This is a genomic window from Bradyrhizobium dasycarpum, from assembly GCF_042019905.1.
GTDB lineage: Bacteria > Pseudomonadota > Alphaproteobacteria > Rhizobiales > Xanthobacteraceae > Bradyrhizobium > Bradyrhizobium japonicum_B.
Genome location: NZ_CP169574.1, coordinates 5,610,383 through 5,632,729, shown reverse-complemented (window position 1 = coordinate 5,632,729; position 22,347 = coordinate 5,610,383). Strand labels below are relative to the sequence as shown.

Sequence of the window (22,347 nt, the reverse complement as noted above, 5' to 3'; positions counted from 1 at the left end):
CCCGGCTGTGCACAAGCTGCCGCGGCTGGCGCGCGGCGGGGCGGGCGGTCAACTAACTGATTGATATTTCGTGTTATTCCACGTCATCGACGTCGTCATCGCGGCCGGGGATGACGTAACTGCCTTTCAGCCAGCGGTTCAGGTCGACGTCGCGGCAGCGCGGGGAGCAGAACGGGCGGGTGGCTTCCGATTGCGGCTTGCCGCAGATCGGGCAGGTCTTGAGTGGGCTGGCGGGCTTTTTGACCTGATCGTCCATGATGTCGGCAGCTTGCGCGGGTTAGAGGGTTCAAGAGCCCGTCGGCGAACGGGTTCCCGGCGCGACGGCAGAGGCGCCCCGTCGGGCCATTCTACTGTGCATGGGGTTGCTTTCGCGATTCTGTCAGGCCGCGGCTGGCCGGCTCACACGGCGGTGGAATTGAGCCAGCCGAAGCGGATCGGAAAACCCTCGCCGCCGAGCAGCGTGGTGGTCTCGTAGAGCGGCAGGCCGACGACGTTGGTGTAGGACCCGACCATCTTCACCACGAAGGAGCCGGCGATGCCTTGCACGGCGTAGCCGCCGGCTTTGCCGCGCCATTCGCCGGAGCCGATATAGGCCTGGATGTCGTCCTCTGAGAGGCGCTTGAAGCGGACGCGGGTCTCGACCAGGCGCTGGCGGAAGGCTTCGCGCGGCGTGACCAGGCAGATCGCGGTGTAGACGCGGTGGTTGCGGCCCGACAGCAGGCGCAGGCACTGCGCCGCTTCGTCCACGAGGTTGGCCTTGGGCAGGATGCGGCGGCCGACCGCGACCACCGTGTCGGCGGCGAGGATGAAGGCGCCGCGCAGCTCGTCGTCGAGCTGCACCGATTTCAGCGCCGCATCGGCCTTGGCCCGCGCCAGCCGGTTGGCGCAGGCGCGCGGCAGCTCGCCCCGCCTCGGCGTCTCGTCGACGTCGGCCGGCCGGAGTGCATCCGGCTCGATGCCGGCCTGGTTGAGCAGCGAGAGGCGCCGCGGCGAACCGGAGGCAAGTACGAATTTGGGGCGGCCAAGCATCAGGTGATTTGGGGGATGAAGCGGGGGTGAATTGCGCGCGGAACCTATCGGAAGGGGGCTGATTTCACAACCCGGGAACCCGGGTTTGGTGATTCGAGGTTTCTGAAACGGCTGTGCCTGCGGTCTGTGACGCAGGTGTTACGGGCGCTCTCATGTCCCGGACGCGGCGCGGCATGAAATGTTGCGACGCTGAGCCGGGACCCATGGGCTTGCGCCTGGAGGTGAGATGGGCCCCGGCTCTGCAGCGCACCGCGAAGGGCGCTGCGTCCGGGGCACGATCAGCCTGACGCCGCGCCCACCTTGGCGAAGCGCCGGCGGATGCGCATCAACAGCTGGTCGCAGACGTCGCGATAGGCAGCTAACTTCTGGTCGCGGCTGCCCTCGATGGTGGTGGGATCCTGCGTCGGCCAGTACTCGACGTCGGCCGCGAGCGTCCGCGTCAGCTCCAGTGCCTTGTGGTGCGCCTCGGGCGAGAGCGTGATGATGAGGTCGAAATTCAGCCCCTCCCAGTCCTCCAGCTCCTCGAAAGTCTGCGGCTTGTGGGCGGAGATGTCCTGGCCGAGCTCGGCCATCACCGCCACGGCGAACGGATCGAGCTCGCCCTTTCTGGTGCCCGCGGACTTCACATAGAGGCCCTGCGGAAACATGTGCAGCAGCAGGCTTTCGGCCATCGGCGAGCGCACGCTGTTCATCGCGCAGGCGAACAGCACCGATTGCGGATCGCGTGCGCGTGGCGGCGCCGCCATCGCGCCTAGCCTCTGTCGATGGAGGGCATGGCCTTGTCGGAAAACCGCTGCACACTTTTCCGGGCCATGCCCTAACCCTTCCAGTGCAGGACGGTAATGAGCGTGAACAGCCGGCGCGAGGTCTCGAAATCCACCCGCACCTTGCCCTTCAGCCGCTCCTGCAGCGTGCGCGATCCCTCGTCATGGATGCCGCGACGCCCCATGTCGATGGCCTCGATCTTGTCCGGCGTCGCGGTGCGGATCGCCTGGTAGTAGCTGTCGCAGATCATGAAGTAGTCCTTCACGATCCGCCGGAACGGCGTCAGCGACAGCAGATGCGCGACCACGGGCGTGCCGTCCTCGCGGCGGATGTCGAACATCAGGCGGTTGCCGGTGATGCCGATATGCAGCGTGAACGGGCCCTTCCCCTCCGCGCCCTCGGGCGCGAACAGGTTCTGCTCGATCAGGTCGTAGATCGCGATCGCACGCTCGTGCTCGATGTCAGGCCCGGAACGGCCGATCGACTCTTCGTCGAGCGTGACGCCGACGATGCGATTGGTGGAGTCGTCCTGTTCGGGCGGCTTTGTCATGACAGATTGAGGCGCAATCCAATCGAGCGCGAATGAGCGTCCAGCCCCTCCGCCTTGCCGAGCGTCATCGCGGCCGGTCCCAGCGCACGGAGCTGGTCCGGGCCGCACTTCAGGATCGAGGTACGCTTCATGAAGTCGTGCACCGACAGGCCTGAGGAGAATCGCGCTGAGCGCGCGGTCGGCAGCACGTGGTTGGAGCCGCCGACGTAATCGCCGATCGCCTCGGGCGTATGCGGCCCGAGGAACACGGCGCCGGCGTTGCAGATCTCCGCGGCAAGAGCATCGGGATCGACAGTCATGATCTCGAGATGCTCGGCGGCGATCGCATTGGCGAGCGGAATGCTGTCGGCAAGGCTCTTCACCATGATGACGGCGCCGAAATCAGCCCAGGACGCGCCGGCGATCGCGGCGCGCGGCAGCGTCTTCAATTGCGCCTCGACCGCCCTCTCGACGTCGGCGGCAAGGCGGGCCGAGTCCGTGATCAGGATCGATTGCGCGCTGGCATCGTGCTCGGCCTGCGCCAGCAGGTCGGCGGCGATCCAGTCGGCATTGCCGGTGTCGTCGGCGATCACGAGCACTTCGGACGGACCGGCAATCATGTCGATGCCGACCTTGCCGAACACCAGCCGCTTGGCGGCGGCGACGTAGGCATTGCCGGGGCCGACGATCTTCGCGACGGGCGCGATGGTCGCGGTGCCGTGCGCCAGCGCGGCCACGGCCTGCGCCCCGCCGACGCGGTAAATCTCGGTGACGCCGCCGAGATGGGCGGCCGCCAGCACCAGCGGATTGAGCTTGCCGTCGGGCGAGGGCACCACCATCACGAGGCGCGAGACGCCAGCGACCTTGGCGGGCACCGCGTTCATCAGCACCGAGGACGGATAGGCCGCGGTGCCGCCGGGCACGTAGAGGCCGGCCGATTCGATCGCGGTGTAGCGCCAGCCGAGCTCGACGCCGAGCGCGTCGGTGAAGCGCTCGTCCTGCGGCAATTGCCGCCGGTGGTAGCTCTCGATGCGGTCGCGCGCGAGCTTGAGCGCATCCAGCGTCGCGGCATCGCAAGCCCCGGTGGCGGCCTCGATCTCCGCGGCGGTGACGCGCAGGCCGGAGGCATCCAGCTTGAGGCGGTCGAACTTTGCGGTGGCCTCGAGCAGGGCCGCGTCACCGCGCTTGGCGACGTCGTCGACGATGGCACGCGCGGCAGCCTCGACGTCGGCCGAAGCCTCGCGCTTGGCAGCGAGGAAGGCCGCGAATCGCTGGTCAAAATCGGCGCTGCTGCGGTCGAGGCGAACGGGCATGTCTGGCTTGGCTTCTGGCTGGTCCCGGGGCGGATGGGCGCACCGGGTCCCATGCTCAATGGCGCGGCGGGGAAGCGGCGTCAACCCTCGTAGGGGGCCGGTCGCCCCTCAGGGCCTTGGGGCGGTGGGGCTGGTATAGGGGTCGCCTCACGTCTCACCCTCGATCTCCATCCCCGTTCCCAGTGCGTCCGCCCCGAGATCGGTCAGCTCGCATTCCAGGCATTCGACATCGAGCCGGATGGCGCCGCCTTGGGCGAACAAAAGCAGGGCACTGCCGGCGGGCTCCTCGGCGCGCCCGTCTCTCGGGTGAAACTCGATGCCGACGAGGTCCAGCACCTTGTCCGGAGCAGCCAGGTCGATGTTGCGCGACTTGCAGGCGAGCACGCGGTCGAAGCGGAGCGCGGCGACCAGCCGGCGCGGCTCGGCCTCGCCCTCCAGCGTCTGCTCCCAATCCAGCCGGCTCATTCCGACCACAAGCCGCTTCTCGCTCTGTCGCCAGATGATGTCGGAGGCCTGGACACGGGCGTCCTGGACATGGGTCGAGATCACGGCGAGATCGTCGGCGTCGAGTGCGATCAGTTTGAGCTGGGGCGACATCGCCGACGCTTCTCCTTCGGAACGGACAGGCCTCAACGCACGCGGGCCGCGAAATTTCCCCACCAAATTAACGGACCGGCCGGCCAGAGGCTATTGATATCCTCCATCTCCAGCACCTTCCGCGGATACCCCTCCCGGGCGACGCGGATCATGGCGCGGCCGATCTGCTCGGTCGAGGTGACAAGCCGCGGCGATATCAGGCGCAACACCGACCAGAGCGGCCAGGTTGCGGTATAGACCGCCTGCACCCAGGCCGTCTTGGAACGGGCGCCATGCAGGGGCTGGATCGCCCCGGGCCGGAACATGTACGCGGCCCTGAACGGCAGCTTGAGCAGATCATTCTCGGTCTTGCCCTTGATCCGCGCCCACATTCGCGAACCCTGCTCGGTGGAATCGGTGCCGGCGCCGCTGACATAGGTGAAGACCATCTGCGGGTTGAGGCGCGCCAGCGTCGTCGCTGCCGCAAGCGTGAGATCATAGGTGAGGTGGCGGTAGCACTGCTCGCTCATGCCGATCGAGGAGACGCCGAGGCAGAAAAAGCAGGCATCGAAGCCGGTCAGCTGCGTTTCGATCGCCGAATAGTCCAGAAAATTATCGTGGATGATCTCGACGAGCTTGGCATTGCGCACGCCGGTCGGGCTGCGGCCGACCACGAGCACATTGTCGATTCCGGGGTCGACCAGGCATTCGCGCAAGACGCCCTGCCCGACCATGCCGGTCGCGCCGAAGATGATGACCTGCATCGGGATGGGCCCCAATGGCGTCGCAGCTCATGCGGCGATCGCCCTGTCGAAAGGATACACCGATCGGCGTTCCCGTGCGATCAGGGCGATCGCAAGGTGAGGTCTCACTCCCTGAAGAAGGCCAGCAGGTCGGCGTTGATGGTGTCGGCATGCGTGGTCGGCATGCCGTGCGGAAAGCCCTTGTAGGTCTTCAGGATGCCCTTCTTCAGCAGCTTGGCCGAGAGCGGCGCGGAATCGGCGTAAGGCACGATCTGGTCGTCGTCGCCGTGCATCACCAGCACGGGCACGTTGATCTTCTTGAGGTCATCGGTGAAGTCGGTCTGCGAGAACGCGACGATGCCGTCGTAATGCGCTTTCGCGCCGCCCATCATGCCCTGGCGCCACCAGTTCTGGATCACCGCTTCCGAGGGCTTTGCGCCGGGACGGTTGTAGCCGTAGAACGGGCCGGCGGGGAGGTCGCGATAGAATTGCGTGCGGCTGGCGGCGAGCTGCTTCTGGAGATCGTCGAACACGCTCTTCGGCAGGCCGCCGGGATTGGCGGGGGTCTGCACCATCAGCGGCGGCACCGCCGAGAGGATCGCGGCCTTCGCTACCCGGCTCTCGCCATGGCGCGCGATGTAGTGCACGACCTCGCCGCCGCCGGTGGAATGGCCGACATGGATGGCGTTCTTGAGGTCGAGATGCGCGGTGACGGCCGCAAGGTCGTCGGCATAATGATCCATGTCGTGACCGTCGGCGACCTGTGCCGAGCGGCCGTGGCCGCGGCGGTCATGGGCGACGACGCGGTAGCCGCGCGTGACGAAGTACAACATCTGCGCGTCCCAGTCGTCCGACGACAGCGGCCAGCCGTGGCTGAACACGATCGGCTGGCCACTGCCCCAATCCTTGTAGAAGATCTCGACGCCGTCCTTGGTGGTGATGGTGGGCATTGTGGAACTCCTCTTCAAGTTCGAGTCATTCCGGGGCGCGCGTCCGCGCGAACCCGGAATCTAGAGAATGTTGCGCGAGATTCCGGGTTCATCGCTGCGCGATGCCCCGGAATGACGAGATGTCAGTGATCAAGCAAACGCCATCGGCTTGAAGCGGCGCCAAGCGCCGATGGTGAGCACGACGAAAAACACCAGCACGATGCCCTGCACCACCGCGAACACCGGACCCGACGGCGGCGCCGGTGGCACGGACGGCGCGAGCGCGGCCAGCGCCGGCACCTTGAGGAACGACTGGATCACCAGCACGAAGCAGTTGAAATAGAGCGAGATCATCGCGGTCACGACATAGACCGGACGCCAGACGCCGGCGAGCTTCATGCCGTAGAGCGCGACGCAGGCGATCGCGAGCAACAGCAGCGAGATGAGCCCGATGACGTGCGAGGGCAGCAGCTTCTCGAACGGAAACAGGAAGCCGGTGGCGCTGGTGAGGATGGTGAAAGCCAGGAAGATCGCGGTGAGGCCCGGCATCGATTTCGAGCCGAGCAGGCCAAACATCACGACGAGGCCGGCGGCGATGGCGATCAGGCTGATGACGACATGGACCATCGTGAAGGCGGGCAGGCTCAAGCCAAGGACCATGACATCTCCTCCTACGCTCCATTGAGGTTCAGGAAAATAATATTACGGTCCTCATCGGATTACCACCTGCGTTGTCGTCGCATGAATGCGCGAAGCCATGCGTCATCGTGCGAATCGACAAACGCATGGCTGAATTTTTTGCACGGCTGTCACAAACGTGAGCAGGCCTCAACGAAAGTCGGATCGAAGTCTCACACGTCCTTGGTGTCGAAGATCAAGAGATCGGCGCCGCCGCTGGCGAATTTCGGCACGTCTGCGCCGGTCGCCTTGCCTTCCGGGCTGCCGAATGCGGCCTGGATATCGGCCACGCTGTCGAAGGTGAGAATGGCGACGAGATGGATTCCGGACGGCCCGGTCGGGGATGCGACCGGCCCCTTGCTGACGGCGTATTTCTTCAGGCCGGGAAGTTTCTTGGCGAGCGGAATGTGCGTCTCGGCATAGTACTTGTCGAAGGCGGCAGCATCCTTGGGCGTCTTATAGAGCACGACGACTTCAGCCATTTGGTCCTCCCTTATACGTCATTGTTGGTAAATCCTCATGGTGAGGAGGCGCGTGAGCGCCCCTGCGGACGATGCTTGCGCATCGCCGCGCGAACCATGCAAGCCCGGCAGTTACATCCGGGCCTTCATCCTTCGAAACGCCGCTGGTGCGGCTCCTCAGGATGAGGGGATAGTCTGTAGTTGCCGGCACAATGGCAAGCCTCATTCGACTTGCCATTCTCTTGACTTGTCGTTGCCTAAAGCGCCGGTTTTGCGGCATCGCCGAGATAGCCGTGCAGGGAGGCCACGACCTGGGCGCCCTCGCCGATGGCGCCGCCGACGCGCTTGACCGAGCCGGAGCGGACATCGCCGACGGCGTAGACGCCGGGCACCGAGGTCTCCAGCGGCGCCACGAGGCGGCCCTGGTTCTGCTCGGACTGCGCGCCGGTCACGACGAAGCCGCCGCGATCGAGCGTCACGCCGCAGCCGTCGAGCCAGGCGGTGGCGGGATCGGCGCCGACGAACAGAAACAGATTGCGGATGTCGGCGGAATCCACGTCGTCGGACAGCCGGCTCTTCCAATGGATGCGCCGCAGCAGCGAGGCCTCGTCGCCTTCCAGCGCCGTGATCTCGGTGTTGAACATCAATTCGATGTTCGGCGTCGCTTCGATGCGCTCGATGAGATAGCGCGACATGCTGGCCCCGAGACCGCCGCCGCGGATGATCATCAGGACGCGCCTGGCGTGACCCGACAGGAACACGGCGGCCTGGCCTGCCGAATTGCCGGCACCGACCAGCGCGACCTCCTCGCCGGCGCACAGCCGCGCCTCGATCGGTGAGGCCCAATACCAGACGCCGCGTCCCTCGAACTTGTCGAGGTTTGCGATCTCGGGCCGGCGATAGCGCGCGCCGCTCGCAACCACGACCGAACGCGAGCGCAAGGGATCGCAGCCGTCAAGCGCCACCGCGAACGCGCCGTCCGTGCGCGTGCAATCGAGCGACTTCACCGTCACCGGAATCATGATGTCGGCGCCGAATTTTTGCGCCTGGGTGAAGGCGCGCGCAGTCAGGGCCTGGCCGGAAATGCCGGTGGGAAAGCCCAGGTAATTCTCGATGCGCGCGCTGGCGCCGGCCTGGCCGCCGAAGGCGCGGATGTCGAGCACGGCGACCGACAGCCCTTCGGACGCCGCATACACGGCGGTGGCGAGCCCGGCCGGCCCGCAGCCGACGACGGCGACGTCGTAGATGCGGTCATCCTTGGCGCCGCCGATCATGCCGATGGCGCGCGCAAGCTCGATCTCACTGGGATTGCGCAGCACCGCGCCATCGGCGGCGACGACCAGTGGCCAGTCCTCGGGCTTGGGCGAATAACGCGCGATCACCTCGGCGGCGTCGCGATCGCGCTCGGGATCGAGCAGGTGATGCGGCTGGCCGTTGCGGGTGAGGAAGCCCTGCAACCGCACCACGCCGGCCGAATGCGGCGGCCCGATCAGCACCGGGCCGCCGATGCCGCCCTGGATCAGATTGACCCGGCGCAGGATCAGCGCGCGCATGATGCGCTCGCCGAGCTCGGCCTCGGCGACCAGCAGCGCGCGCAGCCGATCCGGCGGCAGCAGCAGGGTCTCGACATCGCCCTCGGCGCGGCCGTCGACCAGCGCCGGCTGGCCCGAGAGCTGGCTGAGCTCGGCCAAAAATTGCCCCGGCCCCTGGTCGATGATCGGCGTGACGTGACCAAGCCCGTCGCGCTGGGTGATGGCGACGTGGCCTTTCAGCACCACGAACATGCCGGGTCCGGGCTTGCCGGTCTCGAACAGGAACTCGCCGTCCTCGTAGCTGCGGACCTCGCCGAAATGCCTGATCCGCTCGATCTCGGCCGGCGTCAGCGTGGGAAAGGTCTGTTCGGGGCGGGTGAACCGCGACATCAGCGCGTCACCATTGCTTCGTTGCGGTCCGTCCTGCCCCATCGTCATTCTCACCATTGCAATGTCTCAAGTGCCGGCTTTCCCGGCGGTGCCCTCATCGAGGGAACCATCGTCGTTTGGAGAGGGCTCAGCGCCAGCGGCGCGTTCGCGCGCCTGCAGCTTTCGCCGCTTCAGGTTTTCGCGCAGCGCCGATTTCAGCCGGTCATCCCGGGACGTCTTCGCCTGGCGCACGCTCTTCTCGTTCTCGTCAATCATTGGGATCCGATACCGACCATCGGCGATACCATGCCCGGAGATTGCGGCAGCTCAAGAGGCTGCTTGCGATCCGACCGTGCGAAACTCGAAATGGACCGAATCCGATCGCTTGGCCACCTGGCCAGTTGGTGGGGATCAGCGGACCTCGAATCGGCGGAAAGCCGGTGGTTTCGAGCCAAAACGAGCATTTTGGCCCCGATATCGGCCCGATTTTCTCGATTTGACCGGCCTAGCAAGCTTGCGCGGGAGGGGGGCTTGTGGCAGATATCGGCCCGCTTGGCAGGGCCCTTCGGGCGCCCGATTCTTCACCAGCACATGCTGCCGTAGCTCAGTGGTAGAGCACTCCATTGGTAATGGAGAGGTCGACAGTTCAATCCTGTCTGGCAGCACCATCCATCCTGCTGTGAACATTGATTTTATCGAACATTCGGGCCTGAGCCAGGATTATGGCTGCGGACCGGCGCTGCGTGCTCACGCCATGGCGGGGCGGCGGACAGCCTCACCGCGCACCGGCAGCAACGAGGCACGGATCAGCCGCTGCGCCGGTTCTTCGAAATAGCGATAGGTGACATGCGACGCCAGCAGCGTGATGCCGATGAAGGTTGCGAAGAACGCGTCGTCGTAGAGCGGGATCGGGACCTGCATCAGGGAAAAGCCCAGCACCATCGCCAGCTGGATCGGGAAATGCAGCAGATAGCTTGAATAGGTCACGTTGCCGGCCGCCTCGACGATTCGTTGCAGCCGGGCCGGCAGAACGATATCGCGCGAAAGACTATAGAGCAGCAGCGGCGTAAAGATCAGAAGCAGCAACAGGCCGATCGATCGCAGCTGGCCGCCAGTTAGCCAATATCCGCAGACCACGGCCACGACGGCGAGCCAAGCGGCGCCTTCGGCCGCCCGCGCACGAGCGGGCGAGGACTGCAAGGATTGGCGCGCCATCGCCGCGAGCCCGCCGACATAGAAGTAGGTAAAGCAGTCCGCGACCTCTCCGGGAATCGTCAGACAGACGGCGATCAGCGCCACATTGAGCCACCAGGAGCGGGTCGCCAGCAACAGCATGAAGAAGGCAAAGTAGACCAGCACCTCGACCGACACCGACCAGATCGGGCCGTTGAAGCTCAGCGCATCCTGCGACGTCGCGGTGCCGGCCATCACGAGCTGCAGCACGAAATGCGTGAGATCGTTGTTCTGATACACGAACGACGATCCGTGAAGCCCGGCGTAAAGGGGCTGCAGCAGAGCCACGAGCAGGAGCGTGGCGAGGTGCAACGGGTAGAGCCGCGAGAAACGCAGGACGAAGAATTTCCAGCCGTCGAGCACCCGGTCGGCGATCACGCCGCGATACTTCCAGAAAAAGATGAAGCCGCTGATGCACCAGAAGACGCGAACCGCATAGGGCCCGCTCCCATAGAGCGGCGCGAGCAGCCAATGGAGCGGCAGTTGATCCTGGAGAAGCCCCACCTCCCTGTCGCCAACGAAGGCGAATTGGCGATAGTGAAACACCAGAATCGCGAACGCCGTCAGGAAGCGTAACAGCTCCAATCCGAGCAGCTTGTTCGCTCGCGCAGGAGCAATCATCGGCGTCAGCTCGCCTTGCATGCGACGGACGCTCCCTGCAGGACGGCCTGATTCCACAGCTGATACCCGGCAGCGTTCAGATGCACCCCGTCGATCGTGTGCGGCACCGGCATGGGGGGCAGCGCGGCAAAGGTCGCGCCGCCGCGGCTGGCGAGCTCAGGCAAGGCGGAATTGTAGCTTTCGATCAGGCGCATCGCTTTCGCCTGCGTTTCGGCGGCCAGACTCGGTGAAACCTCGAGTGGGGGCACCGCCAGCACGACAATGCGGGCTCTCGTCTGCGAAAGCTTCGCCAGCAGCGCGCTGTAGTTCGCCTTGAACTCCGGCAAATCACGCGCAGCTCCGAGCCCGTCGTTGATGCCCAGGGCCACCACGATCGCAGCGGCAGACCTGCCGTCGAGCACATCCATCAACCAATTGCCGAGGTCGCTGGTGGTGGAGGCGCCGCCCAGGCCGGCATTGACGATGGCATGACCGCAGTGCTCGCGCGGCAGCGCGGCGGCTTCGACCAGGCTGTCACCGAGAACGATGATGGGATCGTCGACCCTGGCCAGCGTATAATGAAGGATGATCTGGCGGTTGCGTCGATGCGATTCGAAGAACGCCTGCTTCTTGGCGACGGAGGTTCCCGCCGCAACAGCGCCGATCAAGACGACCGCAAAGCCGATAAGCACCCTGTTCATGTATCGGCTCGAAACGTACCCAAGTGTTGTGTACCCAAGTGTTACGCACCCAAGTGTTGAGCTTCGAAGTGCCGAGTTGCATCGACCGAGGCATCGCCTGCTCTTCGACGTCAACGGCGCCACGCAGGAATGGCACACAAGATCACATCGCCGGCCCAATAAAATGCGATCAAATTGATGCAAATTGGAATGAATGCGTGCATCTGTCCGGCAGCATCATTCGCCTCGCGCCGACCGCGCACGGATCGGCGTTCTCGCGGCCTGAAACGCCCGAGTTTTGCTCTTCGCTTTCGCCCTCTCTTGTGGAGAGGGCGCAGGGAAGGCCGGGTGCCGACAGGCACCCGCGGTCCGCTGCGCGAAATGCACACGCAGAGAGAACCGCACAGCAGCATACAGGTGGTGCCGATCACTCGGCCTTCCCTGCGCGATGGTCGGACGGCTTATGCCGTGCTCTCCCGGGAGCCGAACTTTCCTTCTGGCCTCCCTCGCCCCGCGAATTGATGCAGTCTGCCCGGTTGGGCTCGCTCGCATCTCCGCTGGACTTGACCGTAGCAACGACGGCCAGGACCACACGGTTTTGCCGTACGCACGGCCCGCCATGTCGCCGCAGTATTCCCGTGCCCCGTCGACGAAGCCGGAAACTTACGGGCGAGACGAAGCCTAGCAGCGCCGTTCGTCCGCACGAAGCCTCGGGCTCACAGGGATTACCCGCCCTGCCCGCACCTCTCGTGCCGACGCTGCCGCGTCCACCGCAAGCCCGGCTCGCGATCAAGACGACCTCGAGATCGCCCCTCCTGGTTGAGCCGGGATGAGCGACACATACGCCAAAACCGAATTTCGGTAAAGTGGAATATTTTCGCGGGAGGGACTTGACGGGTTTCGGGGTGTTTTGCCCGACGGGTCGCGATGGGGCGGCCCAGGTAAGGTTAATCCTTCCTTTCGATTGTCGGTAAAATTTTATCCATTATCGTGCTCGTCATTGATGACGAACCAGAGGTTTCGAGAGTGCTCGCGTTTTGCCTGATCGTGACTGGGACTGCACTGCTTCTCTCCGGCATCGTTGCCTTCGGGTTTCATAGAAATTCGCTGCACGCGATGGCGTTGCTGTAGCCGTATCAAGGCACGGGTTACGGGGGAGGGGCGACCTGCCCGCCGCAGCTCGAGGCGTAAAGGCGGAAGCGATGCCCCTTCCGCGGCTTACCGGTCACTACACACGCTGCGCGCGACACGGTAGTATTCCATGCAGTCAAAGTTGACGCTCCGCCGATATTTGATTCGGCAGCGCGCACTCGGCCTTCACTGCCGAAGCTCACTTTACGGTTGTCCAGATTTGAGGAAGCTATGCCGGAGCGCCGCTTTTATATCGCTTTTGGATTTGACGAAGATGGGGACGTAGACAGATTTTATTTCTCAGAACGCCGCGATCCAGTGGAAAGATGGGTTGCGAACGGTGGAAAGCTCCCGAAGAGCCGTGAAGGCAAGCCATCATCTGAATCAGCGGCAAAGAAAATTAGGCCACGCAAAGACGTTAAAGCCGACTCTTTCCAAAAGATTACAGGAACATTTCTCGACGCTATGAACAAACTACATCGGGTTATCCCCCGAACGATGACTATGCTGCCGTTGGCTGAACAATTCGAACTCAATGATAGATTTTACAAGCCACTAACAAAAGCCAGCACAAGAGTTCTCAAATCCGAAGGATTCGAGATATACGAGTGCGCATTCGATCAATTGAGACTTCTGCATCGAGCTAGGCAAGATTTGACAGCGCTTAGAGACGGTCGCACGAGTCTCCCAGACATGTTTCTGATGGGCCTCATCAGCTCCTATGATGTTTTTCTGGCCAATCTCTTACACTTAGTTTTTCTTCTCAAACCGGAGATGCTGTCGTCGTCGGAACGAAATATCTCGTTCAAGGATCTTGTTGAGTTGGGCTCAATAGAGGCCGCCCGAAATCAAATAATTGAGAAAGAGATTGAGACGCTCCTTCGCCAAAGCCATCACGCTCAATTTGATTCACTTGAGGCAAGGCTTGGTATTCCGCTGCGGAAGGACTTAGAAATTTGGCCCGATTTTGTCGAAATCTGCGAAAGGCGGAATCTTGTCACTCACACCGGTGGGATTGTCTCAAGGCAGTATCTCAGCGTTTGTAAGGAGCATAATGTTCCTTTAGACAATCTAAGCCCTGGGGATCAGCTATCCATCTCACCAAAATATCTAAATCGCTCCATTGACATCATTTCTGAACTCGGATGGAAGCTAATTCAAGTTGTTTGGCGAAAACTGAAGCCGGAGGAAATCGCTAGTGCGGCGAGTTCGTTAAACCGAGAGAGTTACGAACTACTGCTTCGCCGCCGATTCAAGCTGGCTCGCACGATGCTGAAATTTGGGCTGGACTTCAAAAAGCAGGGCGACGAAGAAACTCGTCGGATGATGGTCGTAAATCTTGCGATTGCCGAGAGATCCCTTGAAAATGCCGAGGAAGCAAAAAGAATTCTAACGCGCGAGGACTGGTCGGCCACCAGCAATAAGTTCAAGATCTGCGTCTCCGCTGTGCAGGACGACATCAACGCAGTGCTCACATGCTTGCCGAAAATATCAGACGAAGAAATTTCCAAGGATGAGTTTAGAGAATGGCCCGCGTTTCAGTGGGTCAGAGTCAACCCCGCATTTGTAGCGGCCTTCGAGGAAAAATTTGGCGAAGCATTTGAACCAGATCGAGGCTCAGCCGATGACATCGGGACGCCCCAATTAGCAGCGCTTTCCGGCCCAAACGAAGGCGAAGGCTCACAATTCGAAAACACTGAGACCGGCAAGGCGTAGATAGCGAGACCAAGCGCCACCCTACGCACTACACTATGCACCTTCAATTGTCGTTATCCGCTGCGCGCCTCGCAAACCGCTCGTCCGACCGGCGCAGGCGCCGGCACAGCTCGCGGTTGATGTTCTGCAGGACGATCACATAGGCGTGGATGTCGGTCTTGTAGCAGGCGTAGAGATTCTTGGCGGTCAGCTCGTACAGCACCGTCGGCACCTCCGCGACCACCGTTGCCGAGCGGTTCTGCATTTCGATCAGGGTCATCTCGCCGAAGAAGTCGCCACGCTCGAGAACGGAGATCGGGATGACGCGGCCCGAACTCGCCCGCTTGCTGACCGCGAGCCGGCCGGATTTCACGATGAACATCGAGCGGCCCGGCTCGCCTTCCGCAACGATTGTCGCACCGGGCTCGAAGCGGCGCTCGGCCAGCATCGACACCAGGAGGTCGAGACCTGGGTCCGACAGGCCGCCGAAGAACGGCGTCGCGAGCAGGAACGCTTTCAGATCTGGGGCCGTGGCGTTCATGGCGCGAGGTTACGCCCCGTCACCATTCGGGACAAGCTGAGCGGCAGGGCCCGGGCCACGGACGCGTTGGTCCTGAATGCGATTCGCTGCACCCGGGCTACGGGCTTTCCCCGCGCAGCGTCCTCCGCTTTCGCCTCACCTTGAGGTCCATCATGGCTTTCGCGGCCGCCGCGAGAACAGCTGCGCACAGCACGGCCTTCGAGAACGTCTCCATCGTTCCCTCGATCAGGAGGCAATGGATCACGCTGCCCACGACGATGACGATCGCCAGCGGCATGTGAATGAAGCGCCAGGTGCGCGGCCGCAGCTCGAGCCGCCGGCGCAGGAGGGCGAGGAGCGCGACAATGAAGATCGCCCACATCGCGGTCACGCCGAACGGCGAGAACGGCGTCGGCGACGAATAGGTCAGCGCGTCGATCATGTCAGGCGGGCTGGTGATCCAGAGGCCGGCGACGTGGATCATTACGGCCAGCACCAGCGTGCCGCCGATCCAATGATGGGCACGACGGCCACGATAGGCCGACAGCGGCGCCAGATATCCGCCGATCAGTAGCGGCTGAACCAGCACGAGACCGAGGGCGACGATCCCGGCGAAGCCGGCGAGGATGTAGACCGGATCACGCCAGGCGAGCTGCTCGCTGGTCGCAGCCAGCGCGGTCGGCACGCCGACGGCCAAGGCCAGGGCGATCCAGACCAGGATCGCCCGTGCCGATTTCCATCCCGCCATCCGCGCGCCCGATCAGGCCGGCTGCAGCACGAAATGCGCCTCGAGGCTGGTGTCCTTGGCGCTCCGCATCACCGGCCGCAGGAACACGGTTTTGAATTCGCCGCTGTCATAGGCGAGGTGGCCATGCGGCTGGCCGAAGATTGGAATGATCTGCGGCATTTCCAGCCGGAACCTGCCGTCCTTGTCGGTGAGCGTGGCGCCGTGGCTGTGCGGCTCGTGCTCCCGGCCTTCGACCGTGTGCGCCCAGATCTGGATGCGCTGGCCGGCGAGCGGCGCGCCGTCGCCGGCGCGGCGCACGGTGCCGCTCATCCAGAAGCCGCCCTTGCCGATGCGATCGACGATCGCCGCCCCCTTGCGGTAATTGTTCGCCCCGCCCGACATCGATTCAGTGGCCGCGAGGCCGTTCGCACGCGCGGGCACCAGCAATCCGGATACGCCGGTCGCGAAAACCCCGCTCGCCAGGACGGAGCCGCCGGCGACGAGGAGGCTGCGGCGGTTGAATGCGACCATGGTCATGTCAATTCCTCCTGGACTCACGTGCCGGACGCGGTGCAGCACGCAGTGATGCGCCGCAGAGCCGGGGCGTACAATCGCGGCTTGGGCCCCGGCTCTGCAGCGCAGCGTTTCCGGACGATGCTACGCATCGCCTAAGCTGCACCGCGTCCGGGACACGCGACTGCCTGCGGTCGCTGCGCAGATACAATAGCAGGTCTGGAACGCCCAGTTGAGAAGACCGGCGCAACGGATCGCAATAACAGTGTCGTGAACGGGCGCGGACCGCTCGAACGGCTTCGCCGGATGGGTCGAGCGGAGCCGCACCCGTCCGGCTCGTTCCACGAGACGATCGGTTTCGCAAGTGCCCTACCGATCCTGCGCACCGACACTACATGTGATGGCGCAGCCCTCCACCCGGTACCCCCACATGATCCCCTTCTCCGTGCTCGACCTCGCGCCGATTTGCCAGGGCGGCGATGCCGCGCAGGCGTTCCGCAATTCGCTTGACCTCGCCCGGCATGCGGAAGGCTGGGGCTACAAGCGGTTCTGGCTCGCCGAGCATCACAACATGACGGGGATCGCGAGCGCGGCGACATCCGTGGTGATCGCTCACATCGCCGGCGGCACCAGGACGATCCGCGTCGGCTCCGGCGGCATCATGCTGCCGAACCATTCGCCGCTGGTGATCGCCGAGCAGTTCGGCACGCTGGAATCGCTGTATCCTGGGCGGATTGATCTCGGGCTCGGGCGGGCGCCCGGCACCGACCAGTTCACCGCGCGGGCGCTGCGACGAGACCTTGCGACCACGTCCGAGAATTTTCCGCAGGACGTTTTGGAGCTGCAGGCGCTGCTCGGCGACTTGCAGCCGAACCAGGCGATCCGCGCCGTGCCCGGCATGGGCACCAAGGTGCCGCTGTGGATTTTGGGATCGAGCACCTTCGGCGCGCAGCTGGCAGCGATGCTGGGGCTGCCGTTCGCCTTCGCCTCGCATTTCGCGCCGCAGATGATGATGCCGGCGCTGCGCGAATATCGCGCGCGGTTCGAGCCGTCAGCACAGCTCGCCAAGCCCTATGCGATGATTGGCGTCAACGTATTCGCAGCCGACACGGACGAAGCAGCGCAGCGCATGTTCTCTTCGCTGCAGCAGGCGTTCATCAACCTGCGCCGCGGCACGCCGGGCCCGCTGCCGCCACCGGTCGACGACATGGACGCGCTGTGGTCGCCGGCGGAGAAGGCCATGGTCGGCCAGTCGCTGTCCTGCACCGCGGTCGGCTCGCCCGATGTGGTCGAAGCCAAGCTGAAGGCACTGATCGCCGAGACCGGCGCGGACGAATTGGTCACCACCGGGCAGATCTACGACCATGCCGCGCGGCTGCGCTCGTTCGAGATCGCCGCGGCGGTGCGGGAGAGATTGGCGAAGCAGCCGGTGGGGTGAGGCAGAGCAGAGCCCGACTGTCGCAGCTCCCTCCCCCGCGTGCGGGGGAGGGGCTGGGGAGAGGGTGTCCCCACAATGGGACAATCTCCTAGAGAATAGAGCCCTCACCCCCGCTCTCTCCCGCAAGCGGGAGAGGGAGCGCAGTGCGTTCGTGGCGAGCCTTGAGCCTTCTAATCCGGAAAGCCGAACAGCTTGGCCGGATTGTGCACCAGGATCTTCTCCAGCTCGGCCTGATCAGGCGCGTAGCGGTACATCAGCTCGAGCAAATCGGCATCGTTTGGCGGCTGCTTGACCGAGACCGGATGCGGCCAGTCGCTGGCCCAGACGCAGCGGTCGACCGCCGCCTCGATATAGGCGCGTGCGATCGGGATCACGTCGTCGTAAGGCGCGCCGGCCTTGGAGGTCTTCTCGCCGAGCGACAGCATCACCCAGAAATTGCCCTTCTTGAGCAGCTCCAGCATCTTGCGCAGGTTCGGATCGTCCTTGCCGGCCTCGGGGTCAGGCCGCGCCATGTGGTCGATCAGCACGGGCACATCGAGATTCTCGTACTTGGCGACGCTCGACATGATGCCGTCCTTCTCGGGCTGGATCTTGACGTACCAGCCGAGCTCGCGGATGCGGGCGATGGCACGGGCGAAGTCGGCGTCCGACAGCACGGCGCCGAGCTCCTGACGGAAGCTGAAGCGCGCGCCGCGCACGCCGGCATCATGCAGCTTGGCGAGATAGGAATCGCTCGCTTCGGCGAACACCAGCGCGTTGGCGCAGCCGCGATAGTTCGGGCCCATCGCTTTGAGCCCGTCGAGCACGACGGCGTGATCGGCGCCATAGGTCGTGGTCTGCACGATGATGCCGCGCTCGATGCCGAGCGTCTTGTGCATGCGCAGCGCCGCTTCCCAGGTCGCACTCGGCATCCGATAGGCCGCGCCGGGGCGCTCCGGATATTTGTCGATCGGACCCAGCACGTGGAACTGGCTGTCGACGGTCTTCGGCGGCGGCGCCTTCACCGGCCGGCGGGGATTGGGATCGAACGGCAGATAGGTCGGCATGCAAGCGCTCCTTCAGTCGATCACGGCGGTGAAGTCGCACTGCACCAGCGCGCCGCCATCCATGTTGTCCATCGGCAGCGCGTGGCGCGCCGGGCGCGAATGCTCGTCCGGAAACATCTTGAGCCATTCGACGTTGATGGGCCCGCGGTTGCCGCGGTCTTTCAGCCACACCGTCATCTTGATGATGTCGTCCGTGCTGCCGCCGGCGGCCTCCACCGTCGCCTTCATGTGCGCGAACATGTTGGCGCATTGCGCCTCGAGGCTTTCGGGCATCGCGCTGGTCGCGGGGTCGCGGCCGAGGATGACGCCCGACATCACGAGATTGCCGATGCGGCAGGCGTTCGGAATCGGATTGACGTGCTTGAAGCCGCCGATGTGGATGCTCTTGCGCCGCTTCTGACTTGTCATGGTGCGCTCCCTTTTATTGTTGGTTCAGACGAACTGGCACGACACCGAGCCGAACGGGCCGTAGTCGGCGTGGAAGGTGTCGCCGCGGCGGATATCGACCGGACGCGTGAACGATCCCGCCAGCACCACTTCGCCGGCCTTGAGATGCTCGTCATGCGGCGCGAGGCGGTTGGCGAGCCAGGCGATGCCGTTGGCGGGATGATTGAGCACGCCGGCGGCAAGGCCGGTCTCCTCGACCTCGCCGTTGCGGAACAAGAGCGCGCCGATCCAGCGCAGGTCCGCATCCATCGGGCGGATCGGCCGGCCGCCGAGCACCAGCGCGGCATTGGCCGCGTTGTCGGAGATGGTGTCCATGACCTTGCGGGTCTTGCCGGTCTCGGGATCGACGCGGTGCATGCGCGTCTCCAGGATCTCCAGCGCGGGCGTCACGTAGTCGGTGGCATTGAGCACGTCGAAGATGGTGCAATCGGGCCCGCGCAGCGGCGCCTTCAGCACGAAGGCGAGTTCGACCTCGATGCGCGGCGCGTGGAAGCGGTCGAACGGGATCGGGGTCGCGTCGGCATAGAACATGTCGGCGAACAGCACGCCGTAATCGGGCTCGGAGATGCCGACCGCGTTCTGCATCGCCTTCGAGGTCAGGCCGATCTTGTGCCCTTTGATGATCCGGCCTCGGCTGAGCTGGAGTTTCGTCCAGGCGCGCTGGACCGCGTAGGCATCCTCGATGCTGAAATCCGGATACTCCTTCGAGAACATCGGGATCAGCGTCTTGGTGCGTTCAGCCTCGTCGAGGCGCGCGGCAAGGCGTTCGATCGTCGCAATGTCCAGCATGATCTAGCTCTCCGCCGCGACTTTGTTACGCAGCACGCCGATGCGGCTGGACTCGACCTCGACGACATCGCCGACCTTCAGCCAGCGCGGTGGATCGAAGCGCGCGCCTGCCCCCGTCGGCGTGCCCGTGACGATCATGTCGCCGGGCTTGAGCGTCGCAAAGGTGGAGAGATAGGAGATCAGGAAGTCGAACGGAAACATCAGCCGCTCGGTCGTGTCCTGCTGCCGCACCTCGCCGTTCACGCGCGTGACGATGTCGTGCGGTCCGCGCGGGTCGAGCTCGTCCGACGTGACGATCCACGGGCCGATGCTGCCGGAACGATCGAAATTCTTGCCCTGCGTGACGTTGAACTTGCCGTGGCGCAGCCAGTCGCGGATCGTGCCCTCGTTGCACAGCGTCATGCCGAAGATGTGCGACCACGCCTGGTCGCGCGGAATGTGACGACCACCCTGCCCGATCACGATGACGAGCTCGCCCTCGTAGTCGAGCTGCTCGGAGACCTTCGGCTTCTTCCAGCGGCTGGCCGGAGCCGGTCATCGACGACATGCTGCGCACGAACAGGCTGGGATATTTGGGCAGGTCCGAACTGTCCTTGTATTCGGCGTTGCGCTCGGCGTAGTTGACGCCGATGCACCAGAGCTTTTCCGGCGCCAGCACCGGCGGCAGCAGGACGAGCCCCTCCAGCGCGTAATCAGGCTTCTGCCCAGCGACGGCTTCCCGCGCCTCGGAAAGCGCGTTGGCCGCGATCAGCGTCTTCACGTCGGAATAGTCCCGGCCGATCCGCCTGGTGAGATCGACGACGCCGCCTTCGACGGCCGCGCCGTAACGCGGCTCTCCGTCCACAAGATAGCTCAGGAGTCGCATTGTCATTCTCCGATGATGTCGAGGCGGCCGGGCCGCGACCGGCCCGCGCGCTCAGTCTTTCGATTTGGGCGTCTGGAACACCGTGTTCAGCGTCACGATCTCGCCGAGACGGGCGTAGCGGGGACCGCCGATGCGCGCGATCGGATCGAGCGCCCTGGTCTCGACCTTGCCGTCGTTCGCGAGGCCGTCGCGCAGATGGAACATCACGACTTCGCCGACGATGAGCCGGCTCTTGGCATCGCCGAACTCCAGGCATTGCCGGAAACGGCATTCCATCGCGACCGGCGCGGCCGCGAGCCGCCGCACCTTGATGTGCTCGCAGGGCAATGTCTCCAGGCCGAGATGCTCGACCTCGCTGATTTCAGGCGGATGCTCGACCGAGCTGTCGTGCACCGCATTCATCAGCGGGGTATCGGCGATGTGGATGACGTATTCCTCGGTATCGAGGATGTTGTGCGCGGTGTCCTTGTAGTCGGCGCCCTTGCGGCCGACGCTGATGGCGAGCATCGGCGGCTTCTGCGAGACGAAGGTGAAGGCGCTGAACGGGGCGAGGTTGAGCACGCCCTTCGCTGACAGGCTCGTGACCCACGCGATCGGCCGCGGCACCACGATGCCGGTCATCAGCCGGTAGATGCGCTCCGCGCCGAGCTCGGTGGGATCGATCCGCATCGATCAATCCGCCCTGATGTTGGCCTTGCGCACCACCGGAATCCACTTGGCGTCCTCGCGTTCGAGATAGGCCCTGAATTCGGCCGGCGTCATCGGCGTGGCCTCGCCGCCGAGCTTCTCGAACTTGTCGGCAATGGCGGGGTCCTTCAGGATCGCGACCAGCGTCTCGTGCAGCTTGTCGATGACGGGCGCCGGCGTGCCCGCGGGCGCGAACAGGCCGGTGAAGGTCTGGCCGTCGAAATCCTTGTAGCCGAGCTCGGCGAAGGTCGGCACGTCGGGTAGCGACTTCAGCCGGTGCGGGCTGGTGACGGCCAGCGCGCGGAACAGGCCGGCCTTGATGTGCTGCAGACTGACCGTGAGCTGGTCGAACGCGAACTGCACCTGCCCGCCCAGCAGGTCGTTGATCGCCGGCGCGTTGCCGCGATAATGCGCGGTGACCCATTGCAGGCCGAGATTTGACTGCATCAACTCGCTGAGCAGATGGTTGGTGGTGCCGGGGCCGGGCGAGGCCATGGTCAATTTGCCGGGCTCGCGCTTGGCGAGATCGAGGAATTCCTTGAGCGTCGTCGCCTGCACCGACGGATGCACCTCGAGCACCAGCGGCGTCATCGAGATGGTCGTGATCGGCAGGAAGTCCTTCTTCCAATTGTAGGCGTCGCGCTTGTTGATCTCGGTCGCGAACAGCACCGGACCGTTGGCGCCAACGAACAGCGTATAGCCGTCAGGCGCGGACTTGGCGAAAGCCTCGCCCGCGATCATGCCGCCGGCGCCGGCCTTGTTCTCGATGATGAAGGGCTGGCCGAGCTTTTCCTGCAGCTTGTCGGCGACGATGCGCGCGGCGCTGTCGACATTGCCGCCGGCGGGATAGGGCACGATCAGCTTGACGCTGCGTGCCGGCCATTGCTGGCCCAACGCGGGGCCCGTCAGCATCGCGGCAGCGGCAGCGATGGCAATCCAGATTAATCTCATGTTAACCTCCCGGCAGCGCTTCAATTTCATGCCGAGTGCCTGCCGTTCTGCAAGGCAACTCGATTCGGCCGCAATCTCCAGATGCGCGCTTTACCTGTCGA

General features: G+C 64.3%; 24 protein-coding genes, 1 tRNA gene and 1 pseudogene. 3 read left to right on the top strand and 23 right to left on the bottom strand.

Annotated features, from left to right (window positions below; all coding sequences use genetic code 11):
• Positions 1-73: 73 nt before the first annotated feature.
• The 12 genes from yacG to ACETMP_RS26870 form a co-directional block, all read right to left on the bottom strand.
• A complete protein-coding gene (gene yacG, locus ACETMP_RS26925; RefSeq protein ID WP_375158524.1) occupies positions 74-256 on the bottom strand; it encodes a DNA gyrase inhibitor YacG in 183 nt (60 codons plus the stop codon).
• Between the two features lie 143 nt (positions 257-399).
• A complete protein-coding gene (locus ACETMP_RS26920) occupies positions 400-1,029 on the bottom strand; it encodes a Maf-like protein (protein WP_126260329.1) in 630 nt (209 codons plus the stop codon).
• A 278-nt stretch (positions 1,030-1,307) separates the two neighbouring features.
• Entirely contained in the window at positions 1,308-1,775 is a 468-nt protein-coding gene (locus ACETMP_RS26915) for a low molecular weight phosphatase family protein (protein WP_375158523.1), read from the bottom strand.
• A gap of 71 nt (positions 1,776-1,846) precedes the next feature.
• On the bottom strand, positions 1,847-2,344 hold the full coding sequence (locus tag ACETMP_RS26910) for a UPF0262 family protein (protein ID WP_028138739.1): 498 nt from the start codon (positions 2,342-2,344) through the stop codon (positions 1,847-1,849).
• Positions 2,341-3,636 (bottom strand): histidinol dehydrogenase, encoded by a 1,296-nt coding sequence (gene hisD, locus ACETMP_RS26905; RefSeq protein WP_375158522.1) that lies wholly within the window; start codon positions 3,634-3,636, stop codon positions 2,341-2,343. The genes ACETMP_RS26910 and hisD overlap by 4 nt, the downstream gene beginning before the upstream one ends.
• 147 nt (positions 3,637-3,783) lie before the next feature.
• Positions 3,784-4,233 carry a DUF2948 family protein gene (locus tag ACETMP_RS26900; protein WP_028138741.1) on the bottom strand — a complete coding sequence of 150 codons (450 nt, stop codon included), beginning with the start codon at positions 4,231-4,233 and terminating at the stop codon, positions 3,784-3,786.
• Between the two features lie 32 nt (positions 4,234-4,265).
• A complete protein-coding gene (locus ACETMP_RS26895) occupies positions 4,266-4,976 on the bottom strand; it encodes an epimerase (RefSeq protein ID WP_375158521.1) in 711 nt (236 codons plus the stop codon).
• Positions 4,977-5,080: 104 nt separating this feature from the next.
• Positions 5,081-5,905: an alpha/beta fold hydrolase gene (locus tag ACETMP_RS26890; protein ID WP_375158520.1), complete on the bottom strand. Its 825-nt coding sequence runs from the start codon at positions 5,903-5,905 to the stop codon at positions 5,081-5,083.
• A gap of 129 nt (positions 5,906-6,034) precedes the next feature.
• Positions 6,035-6,544 (bottom strand): hypothetical protein, encoded by a 510-nt coding sequence (locus tag ACETMP_RS26885; protein WP_375158519.1) that lies wholly within the window; start codon positions 6,542-6,544, stop codon positions 6,035-6,037.
• A 191-nt stretch (positions 6,545-6,735) separates the two neighbouring features.
• Positions 6,736-7,044, bottom strand: a complete 309-nt coding sequence (locus ACETMP_RS26880; RefSeq protein WP_028138744.1) for an EthD family reductase — start codon at positions 7,042-7,044, stop codon at positions 6,736-6,738.
• 236 nt (positions 7,045-7,280) lie between these two features.
• The gene (locus tag ACETMP_RS26875; protein WP_375161999.1) at positions 7,281-8,987 is read right to left on the bottom strand and encodes an FAD-dependent oxidoreductase; all 1,707 of its coding nucleotides are present in this window, start codon (positions 8,985-8,987) and stop codon (positions 7,281-7,283) included.
• A gap of 24 nt (positions 8,988-9,011) precedes the next feature.
• A complete protein-coding gene (locus tag ACETMP_RS26870; RefSeq protein ID WP_375158518.1) occupies positions 9,012-9,200 on the bottom strand; it encodes a hypothetical protein in 189 nt (62 codons plus the stop codon).
• 317 nt (positions 9,201-9,517) lie between these two features.
• On the opposite strand from ACETMP_RS26870, the gene ACETMP_RS26865 reads away from it, so the two are divergent.
• Positions 9,518-9,592, top strand: a tRNA-Thr gene (locus ACETMP_RS26865).
• Positions 9,593-9,671: 79 nt separating this feature from the next.
• Here ACETMP_RS26865 and ACETMP_RS26860 read toward each other — a convergent pair.
• A complete protein-coding gene (locus ACETMP_RS26860; RefSeq protein WP_375158517.1) occupies positions 9,672-10,799 on the bottom strand; it encodes an acyltransferase family protein in 1,128 nt (375 codons plus the stop codon).
• Positions 10,784-11,458 carry an SGNH/GDSL hydrolase family protein gene (locus ACETMP_RS26855; protein WP_375158516.1) on the bottom strand — a complete coding sequence of 225 codons (675 nt, stop codon included), beginning with the start codon at positions 11,456-11,458 and terminating at the stop codon, positions 10,784-10,786. The genes ACETMP_RS26860 and ACETMP_RS26855 overlap by 16 nt, the downstream gene beginning before the upstream one ends.
• Before the next feature lie 1,341 nt (positions 11,459-12,799).
• Between ACETMP_RS26855 and ACETMP_RS26850 the strand changes: the two genes are divergently transcribed.
• Positions 12,800-14,284 carry a hypothetical protein gene (locus ACETMP_RS26850; RefSeq protein WP_375158515.1) on the top strand — a complete coding sequence of 495 codons (1,485 nt, stop codon included), beginning with the start codon at positions 12,800-12,802 and terminating at the stop codon, positions 14,282-14,284.
• A 43-nt stretch (positions 14,285-14,327) separates the two neighbouring features.
• Here the strand turns inward: ACETMP_RS26850 and ACETMP_RS26845 are convergent, their stop codons facing one another.
• The 3 genes from ACETMP_RS26845 to ACETMP_RS26835 form a co-directional block, all read right to left on the bottom strand.
• Positions 14,328-14,804, bottom strand: coding sequence for a cyclic nucleotide-binding domain-containing protein (locus ACETMP_RS26845; protein ID WP_375158514.1), 477 nt, complete (start codon positions 14,802-14,804; stop codon positions 14,328-14,330).
• A gap of 97 nt (positions 14,805-14,901) precedes the next feature.
• Entirely contained in the window at positions 14,902-15,531 is a 630-nt protein-coding gene (locus tag ACETMP_RS26840) for a ferric reductase-like transmembrane domain-containing protein (RefSeq protein ID WP_375158513.1), read from the bottom strand.
• A 12-nt stretch (positions 15,532-15,543) separates the two neighbouring features.
• A complete protein-coding gene (locus ACETMP_RS26835; protein WP_375158512.1) occupies positions 15,544-16,047 on the bottom strand; it encodes a Twin-arginine translocation pathway signal in 504 nt (167 codons plus the stop codon).
• A 406-nt stretch (positions 16,048-16,453) separates the two neighbouring features.
• Here ACETMP_RS26835 and ACETMP_RS26830 point away from each other — a divergent pair, with 406 nt between their 5' ends.
• On the top strand, positions 16,454-17,461 hold the full coding sequence (locus ACETMP_RS26830; protein ID WP_375158511.1) for an LLM class flavin-dependent oxidoreductase: 1,008 nt from the start codon (positions 16,454-16,456) through the stop codon (positions 17,459-17,461).
• 170 nt (positions 17,462-17,631) lie between these two features.
• Here the strand turns inward: ACETMP_RS26830 and ACETMP_RS26825 are convergent, their stop codons facing one another.
• From ACETMP_RS26825 to ACETMP_RS26800, 6 genes and pseudogenes are all read right to left on the bottom strand, one after another.
• Positions 17,632-18,507: an amidohydrolase family protein gene (locus ACETMP_RS26825; protein ID WP_375158510.1), complete on the bottom strand. Its 876-nt coding sequence runs from the start codon at positions 18,505-18,507 to the stop codon at positions 17,632-17,634.
• A gap of 12 nt (positions 18,508-18,519) precedes the next feature.
• Complete coding sequence (locus ACETMP_RS26820) at positions 18,520-18,915, bottom strand: RidA family protein (protein ID WP_375158509.1); 396 nt, start codon at positions 18,913-18,915, stop codon at positions 18,520-18,522.
• Positions 18,916-18,939: 24 nt separating this feature from the next.
• Entirely contained in the window at positions 18,940-19,743 is an 804-nt protein-coding gene (gene hpaH, locus ACETMP_RS26815) for a 2-oxo-hept-4-ene-1,7-dioate hydratase (RefSeq protein WP_375158508.1), read from the bottom strand.
• A 3-nt stretch (positions 19,744-19,746) separates the two neighbouring features.
• A pseudogene (locus tag ACETMP_RS26810) lies at positions 19,747-20,608 on the bottom strand (fumarylacetoacetate hydrolase family protein).
• A gap of 51 nt (positions 20,609-20,659) precedes the next feature.
• Positions 20,660-21,277, bottom strand: coding sequence for a flavin reductase family protein (locus ACETMP_RS26805; RefSeq protein WP_375158507.1), 618 nt, complete (start codon positions 21,275-21,277; stop codon positions 20,660-20,662).
• A 3-nt stretch (positions 21,278-21,280) separates the two neighbouring features.
• Positions 21,281-22,246: a Bug family tripartite tricarboxylate transporter substrate binding protein gene (locus tag ACETMP_RS26800; protein WP_375158506.1), complete on the bottom strand. Its 966-nt coding sequence runs from the start codon at positions 22,244-22,246 to the stop codon at positions 21,281-21,283.
• Between the last annotated feature and the right edge of the window lie 101 nt (positions 22,247-22,347).